Genomic DNA, 7,286 nt, shown 5'->3' with positions numbered 1-7,286 from the left:
CCGCAGCCGGGCGGTTCCGCATCCGGGACGGCCGGCGAGGTGGAGGGCGCGGCGGCGGCCAACCGCTGGAGCGGGGTCGGTGGCTCGCCGTCCGCCGGACAGTCCGCCGGCTCGCCGCGTACCGGCGGAGGCACGCCGCCCGGCGGTGCGGAGTGGGCCGGGGTGCCCGAGGCGCAGGACGCCTACTCCGGACGTGAGGAGCGCTCGTCCACGACCGGGCCGATGGGCGTCCGGGAGACGAGCGGGGTGCAGGTCCGGCTCGGGTCGCTGGAGCAGGAGCGCGAACGGCGGGCGCGCCGCCGCGCGGGGCGCCGCAGCGGGCTCGTCGCGGCGGGGGTGCTCATCCTGGCCGGGCTGGTCACGATCGGGCTGATCCTGACGCCCGGCTCCGGAGACGACGGCGGGACGGGCGCGGTGCCGGCCGGCGGCGAGCAGCGGCCGGGCGGGGACGCCGAGCTGCCGGACGCCGGTGCGCCGATCACGGTCGGCACGGCCGACGGGTCCAAATACAAGATCGCCACGGTGGGGGAGGGGGTCAGCGACGGCGTGGCGCCGACATCGCAGTCCGCGCCGCCGTCGGGGACGTCGTTCCCGTACATCGAGTACATCCTCAGCAACCCGTCCGGCAAGAAAGTCCTGCTCGACTTCCCCGGCGACGTGTTCGTCAAGCGGGACCTGGTCGTGCCGGACGCGCGGGGGCGGTGCATGCCGCAGGCCGGCGTCCCCGAGGACATGTGCACGCCGCCGACCAAGAGCCAGGTCGTGCGGCGCCTCGCGGGCGGCGAGCTGATCCCGGGGGACGGCGGCGACAAGTACATGCCGCCGGGCTCGGCCTTCCTGGTGCGCGCCACGGTGGACGTCCCCGTCGACCGCGACGTCAAGCGCTCCGACATGGGCCTGTACGTGTGGAAGCAGCTCTACATGGCCGACCAGCTCGCCAAGCAGGCGCCTTTCCCGAAGTGAACGCGAAACCGCCGCGGCTTTGATGCCGCGGCGGTTCCGGTCGGTGGGGCTCACTCGGCTTCGGGGTCGTCGGCGAGGATTCCGTAGAGGCGGCGCCGGGCGTCGTTGACGACGTCCAGCGCGCGCGCCTTCTGCGCCTCGCTGCCGACGGCCATCACCTGGTGGAGGGCGCCCATCAGCTGGCCGATGGCCTCGCGTCCGCGCAGGACGTTCTCGCCGGCGGCCTCGGTGACCTCGTCCCAGGGGGCGACGGTCTGCGCCGCCGCCTCTTCCCGGCCCGCGTCGGTGAGGGAGAACAGGCGCTTGCCGCTCTGCTCCTCGCTGCCGACCTTGCCCTCGTCCTCCAGCATCTGGAGGGTCGGGTAGACCGAGCCGGGGCTCGGGCGCCAGACCCCGCCGGTGCGGGCGTCCAGCTCCTGGATCATCTCGTAGCCGTGCATGGGGCGCTCGGCGAGCAGGGCGAGCAGCGCCGCGCGGACGTTGCCGCGCCGCGTCCGCCGTCCGCGTCCACCGCGCCCGCGGTGTCCGGGCCCGAACCCGGGACCACCGGGACCCCACGGGCCGAACGGGTCTCCGCGCCGGCCGCGGACCTCGGGCCTGCGGCCCCCACCACGCCTGGTCTTCATGTGCTCATGCATCGCAGTCTCCTAACTCTATTGATCGGTTGCGATGCATTAACGATATATCGGAATAGCTCGCGATGCAACACCAACCGTTCAAGCTTCTTGACCGGGCCCCGCGCGGGCCACCGGGGCACACGCGCACGCAGCGACCGGAGCCGTCCCTGGCTCCCGCTGTTTGGCCTGGTTATCCCCAGAGCAGCGTTCTGCTTCCGCGCATGGCGGGCGTGCTTGACCATGGGGGTAAGCGGGTCCGCCCCCGGGCGGGAGGGGCCTGCTTTTCAACACCGCGAGACATTTCGACACCGCGAGACGCTTCGACACCGCGAGACGCTTCGGCACGGCGAGACGCTTCGACACCGCGAGACGCTTCGACACCGCGAGACGCTTCGCCACCCCGCGAAGACCCGCGGCCTCCCCAAGGGCTGGCGCTGGTCGTCCCCAGAGCAGCGGCGTGTGTCCTGTGGGGTGTCCGGTGGGGCGTTCGGGTGTGCCGGCGGGGGGAGGTTAGAGAGTGACCTTGAGGTTGTCGAGGATGTCCTTGGTGGCGTTGCGGTCGTCGGTCTCCTTGACGCGGATCCACAGGCCGAACTTGCCGGACTTGTCCTTGAGACCGATCTCGGTCACCGAGGGCGTGCCGGTCTTGCACGCCGTGAAGCGGGTGATCGTCCCGTTGAGGGCGCCGTCCGGAGTGGTGTAGTTCTCCGGCGCGGCCTTCGTGCACTGCGGGTGGTTGGACGCGCTCGGCGGCGGGAGCTGGCCGGGGCGCACGTCCGTGGTCACGCCGATGAAGACGCCGGGACCATTGCCGTTGCCCAGGAACGCGGCCTTGTTCGGCGTCGCGCGCAGCACGGGCCTCGGCTGGGCGTCGTTCAGCCGGACCGTGGACGGCGTCCACGTCTGCTCCTGGTCCAGCGGCCACGCCTTCGGCACCGCCGTCTTGATCTTGCCGGCCTTGTCGGAGGCCGCGACGAAGTCCTTGGGGATCGCCGGCTTCTTCTTCCCCTCGTCGTCCTTGCCGTCGCCGCCGGAGAACAGCACGCCGAGCGTCAGCCCGCCGATCAGTGCCACGGCCAGCACCACCGCGGTGATGATCAGGGGCGTGACGAACTTCTTTGGCGGCCCCCCGCCGCCGGAGAGCCTGCCCATCAGGCCGCCCTGCCCGCCGCCCTGCCTGCCGCCAGGCCCTTGGGCCTGGCCTTGGACGGGGCCGGGGGGCGGGGGCTGGAAGCCCGTCGGCGGTGGCGGGCCGCCGTAGGGGCCCATCGGCTGCGCGGGGCCGCCGCCGCTCTGCGGAGGCGGCTGGGTCGGGAACACGGCGGTCTTGTTGTCCCCACCCGGCGGCGCCTGGTACGACACCGTGCGGTCGTTGTCGTTGTCCGGGGCCGTCGGGCCCTCGCCCTGCCGGAACGGCGCGGGGCGTCCGGCGGGGTCGTCCACGATCGTCGCCTGCCCGCCGCCCGGAACCGGAGGGCCTTGCGGGACGCGCATCTCGGAGGTGCGGACGTCGTCCTCGGCGGGCTGGTCGAGCCGCGTCCGCATCTCGGCCGGGGCGCCGGCCTGCCCCGGCGCGCCGGCCTGCCCGGGACCGGGCGGCTGCTGGGCGGGGCCCGGCGCGGGCGGGCGCGCCTGGGAGCCGTCGCGGTAGAAGTCCTGGACGGTGGCGTCCGCGTCGATCCGCGGGGTCGGCGCGCCGGACACCGGGGTGGGCGCGGCCGGGGCCGTCGTCGGGCGCAGCGTGGACAGCGCCTCCGCGAACGCCTCCGCGGTCGGCCACCGCTTCTCCCGCTCCACCTCCAGCGCCCGCATGATCACCTGGTCGAAGGCGGGGGTCAGCCCCTCGCGCAGCTCGCTCGGCGGCGTCTTCACCGGTGCCGGGCCCGGGGCCCGCCCGGTCAGCATGTGGTAGGTCAGCGCGCCCAGCCCGTACACGTCGGCCCGGACGTCGAGCCCGCCGCCGAACCGCGCCTGCTCCGGCGACATGTACCCGGGCGTGCCGACCGGCAGCGTGAACGCCCCGGACGCGTGCGCCAGCGCCTTCGCCAGGCCCAGATCGGCGATGAGCAGCTTCTCGCCGCCGTCCCGCGTCGACTGGAACAGCACGTTGGACGGCTTGAGGTCGCGGTGGATCACCCCGAGGGTGTTGATCACCTCGACGCCGTGGGCGATCTGCTCCGCGAGCGCCACGACGTCGCTGACCGGAAGTGGCCGTTCCCGCATGCGGTCGGCCAGCGTCCCGCGGTCCGCGTACGACATGACGAAGTACGGGCGCCCGTCCGGGAGCTCTCCTATGTCGTGCACGCGGACGAGCCGCTCGGAGTCGGCGCGGCGCAGGATCCGGGCCTCCTCGAGGAACCGGTTGCGCACGTCCAGATCGTCCACCAGGTTGCTGTTCAGCACCTTGATGGCGACCTGTGACTCCAGGGCGTCGTCGTGCCCCAGCCACACAGAGGCGAACGCCCCCGAACCCAGGACGCGATCGATTCGGTAACGGCCTACAGCTGGTGGGAATGACACTCCCGTATCATCCCAGCAAACGGGGTGAGCCCGCGAACGAGCAATGAGGCGGCATGGCATTCGACGAGAGGACCGAGGAGCTGGCGGTGAAGGCCGCGCAGGGCGACCAGGGCGCCCTCAACGAGCTCCTCCGCAAGATCGAGCCGGACGTTCTCCGGCACACCTCCCGGTTCCTGCCCTGCCGGCAGGACGCCGAAGAGGCCTGCCAGGACGCGTTGCTCCAGGTCGCGCGGAACATCCACCGGTTCGAGGGCCGGTCGCGGTTCAGCACCTGGCTGCACGTCGTCGTCGCCAACTCGGCGCGCTCCACCTACCGGTCGCTGAAGCGGCGCTCGGTGGAGCAGGCGGGCGAGCTCCCCCAGCAGCGCCCCGACCCGCGCCGGACCAGCGTCATCGCCGGGTCGCGGGTCGACATCCTCGACGCCATGGAAGACCTGGAGGCCCGCAAGCCGGACCTCATCCAGGCCCTCGTCCTGCGGGACGTGTCGCAGCTGGAGTACGCGGAGATCGCCGAGCAGCTCAAGCTGCCGCTCGGCACGGTCAAGTCCCGCATCCACGAGGCGCGCAAGCAGGTCAGGCAGACGCTGGGCGAGTCCTACACCTGACCGCCGGCCGACCGGACGGCCCGTCAAAGGTCGGTAATCGCGCGGTAACGGTACGTCTAGAATCGGTGCCGTGAACTGCGCGTCTGCAGCAGCATGCGGTGCATGCCATCAGGACCGGCCTCCCGCCACGACCGCCCGATCTTCGTTCTCGGCTGCGCCCGTTCCGGGACGACCCTGCTGCGGCTGATGCTCCACTCGCATCCGCGCATCGCACTGCCGACGGAGACCAAGTTCGTCCTCCCCGCCTATACGGCGCGGTGCGAATTCGGTGACCTCAGGGAGAGCAAGAACAGGCGCGCGCTCGCCGAGTGGATCACCGGCGACCGGTCGACCAAGTTCCGCGAGCTCGGCCTGGACGCCGGCGAGGTCGCCGAGGCGATCGCCGCCGGGCCGCCGACGATCGGCTCGGCGCTCGGCGCCGTGTTCCGCGCCTACGCGCGCCTGCACGGCAAGGCGCGCTGGGGCGACAAGCGCCCGAGCTACATCCGGTACGCCGGGCCGCTGCTGCGCATGTTCCCGGACGCGCAGTTCGTCCACCTCGTCCGGGACGGCCGGGACTGCGTCGCGTCCCTGCTGGAGATGCCCTGGTACGACGGCGACGTCCACCACGCCGTGTCGCTGTGGCGCGAGACGATCGACCAGGGCCGCCGGCTCGCCGCGCGGCTCGGCCCCGACACCTACTACGAGCTGCAGTACGAGCGGCTCGTCGCCGACCCCGCCGACGAGCTGACCCGGCTCTGCGGCTTCCTCGGCGAGGACTTCGACCCCGCGATGACGCACCCCGAGGGCCTCGCGCGGCAGACCGTCCCGTCCCGCAAGCGGTGGCACGGCCGGACGCACGACGCCGTCACCACCAACCGCATCGGCTCCTGGGCGGAGCGGCTCGACCCGTGGGAGATCAGCCTGGCGGAGGCCGCGTTCGGCGAACGGCTCGCCGAATACGGGTACGAGCCGAGCGGGCTGCCGCGGCCGTCCGCGTCGCAGCTCGCCCACTTCACCCGCGTCAGCACGCACCGCCGCATGGCGCAGAGCAAGGACGCGCTGCGCGAACGCTGGAAGCAGCGGCACGAACCGAACCCGGTCGACTGCCGCCTGGTCGCCGAACCCTCCGCCAGCACCGCCTGAAGCCCGCGGCGTGCCGCCCTCCTTGCCCGGAGAGGGCGGCATGCCGCATCTTCATGCGGCGCCGTCGCGGGCGGGCGCTCCCCGCGCGGCCGGGCCGACCCGTCCGGCCGGCCGGCGCCCGGTCAGTCGAGCGCGGCGAGCTGCCCGGCGAACCAGCGCTGCGGAGGCAGCGCCGTGGCGGCGGCGGCGAGCCGGGCGCAGCGCTCGGCCCGCTCCGTGCGCGGCATCAGCAGCGCCTGGTGCAGCGTCTCCGCCGTCTGCGTCACGTCGAACGGGTTCACCATCAGCGCGTCCTCGGACAGCTCCGACGCCGCGCCGGCCTCCCGCGACAGGACGAGCGCGCACCCCTGCTCCGACAGGACGGGCCCCTCCTTCGCGACGAGGTTCATGCCGTCCCGGATCGGGTTGACCAGCAGGACGTCCGCCAGGCCGTAGGCGGCGAGCGACCGCGGATAGTCGTCGTTCACCTGCAGGATCAGCGGCTCCCAGTCCGGGCCGCCGAACTCGTCGGTGATCTGCTCGGCCATCCGCTGGACGGCCGCGGTGTACTCGCGGTACTCGGGCAGGTCGTAGCGGGACGGGTAGGCGAACGCCAGGTGCACCACGCGTCCGCGCCACTCCGGATGGTTGGTGAGCATCTCGCGGTAGGCGGCGAGACCGCGCACGATGTTCTTCGACAGCTCCGTCCGGTCGATCCGCACGATGAGCCGGCGGTCGCCCACCTGCTCCCTCAGCGCGCGCGCCCGGTCGACGACGTCCTGCTGGGAGGCGCGCTTGCGCAACGCCGCTTCGTCGACGCCGAGGCCGTGGACGCCCACGTGCGTGGTGTGCCCTCCGCAGGTGACGGTCCGGGCCGCCCGGTCGACGCGTGCGCCGGGCACGAGTTCGCAGCAGTCGAGGAAGGCCGAAGCCCACCGCTCGGTGAGGAACCCCGCGTGGTCGGCGCCGAGTATCCCGCGGAGGACCTGGACCCCGATGTCGTCAGGCAGCAGCCTGTAGTACTCGGGCGGAGCCCAAGGCGTGTGGGAGAAGTGCACGATTTTCAGGTCGGGACGCCGATCCCGGAGCATCTGCGGAGCGAGCGACAAGTGGTAGTCCTGGATCGCGGTCTTCGCTCCCTGGGAGGCGTCTCGCGCCAGGGCGTCCGCGAACGCCGCGTTGTACGCCTCATAGGACTGCCAGTCGCGCCGTGCGCGCGCATCGAAATGCGGGCTGCGCGGAGTGTCGTACAGCAGATGGTGGACGAACCACAGCGTCGAGTTGGCCACCGCGTTGTAGGCACGGTCGAACGTGGCGGGCGGGATGTCGAGCATCCGCACCGCCGCGCCCCCGGTGTCGTAGCCCGCCTGGTCTATGCGGCCGTCCGGTGAACGGCGTGCGGCCGTCCGGTCGGCCTCGTTGAGGCTGGCGCACACCCACAGCACGTCCGGGTCTTCGCCGGACGGCGCGGAGCCTT

6 protein-coding genes are annotated in these 7,286 nt (G+C 72.7%); 3 read left to right on the top strand and 3 right to left on the bottom strand.

Translation table 11 applies throughout. The annotated features are described in order from the left end of the window. On the top strand, positions 1–963 hold a 963-nt coding region (locus ACIWVC_RS21115; RefSeq protein WP_396454456.1), incomplete at its 5' end, for a hypothetical protein. A gap of 50 nt (positions 964–1,013) precedes the next feature. Here the strand turns inward: ACIWVC_RS21115 and ACIWVC_RS21110 are convergent. Continuing rightward, on the bottom strand, positions 1,014–1,601 hold the full coding sequence (locus ACIWVC_RS21110; RefSeq protein WP_396450317.1) for a PadR family transcriptional regulator: 588 nt from the start codon (positions 1,599–1,601) through the stop codon (positions 1,014–1,016). 489 nt (positions 1,602–2,090) lie between these two features. Then, complete coding sequence (locus tag ACIWVC_RS21105; protein ID WP_396450315.1) at positions 2,091–4,160, bottom strand: serine/threonine-protein kinase; 2,070 nt, start codon at positions 4,158–4,160, stop codon at positions 2,091–2,093. On the opposite strand from ACIWVC_RS21105, the gene ACIWVC_RS21100 reads away from it, so the two are divergent. Both ACIWVC_RS21100 and ACIWVC_RS21095 read left to right on the top strand, forming a co-directional pair. Beyond that, entirely contained in the window at positions 4,154–4,705 is a 552-nt protein-coding gene (locus ACIWVC_RS21100; RefSeq protein ID WP_396450313.1) for an RNA polymerase sigma factor, read from the top strand. The two genes, ACIWVC_RS21105 and ACIWVC_RS21100, sit on opposite strands and share 7 nt — an antisense overlap. A 102-nt stretch (positions 4,706–4,807) precedes the next feature. Beyond that, positions 4,808–5,830: a sulfotransferase family protein gene (locus tag ACIWVC_RS21095; protein WP_396450311.1), complete on the top strand. Its 1,023-nt coding sequence runs from the start codon at positions 4,808–4,810 to the stop codon at positions 5,828–5,830. A gap of 122 nt (positions 5,831–5,952) precedes the next feature. On the opposite strand, the gene ACIWVC_RS21090 is transcribed toward ACIWVC_RS21095, so the two are convergent. Continuing rightward, a partial coding sequence (locus tag ACIWVC_RS21090) for a trehalose-6-phosphate synthase (protein WP_396450309.1) occupies positions 5,953–7,286 on the bottom strand: 1,334 nt, incomplete at its 5' end.

Source organism: Actinomadura sp. (assembly GCF_044508335.1).
Classification (GTDB): domain Bacteria; phylum Actinomycetota; class Actinomycetes; order Streptosporangiales; family Streptosporangiaceae; genus Spirillospora.
This window is presented reverse-complemented; position numbering and strand designations above follow the sequence as displayed.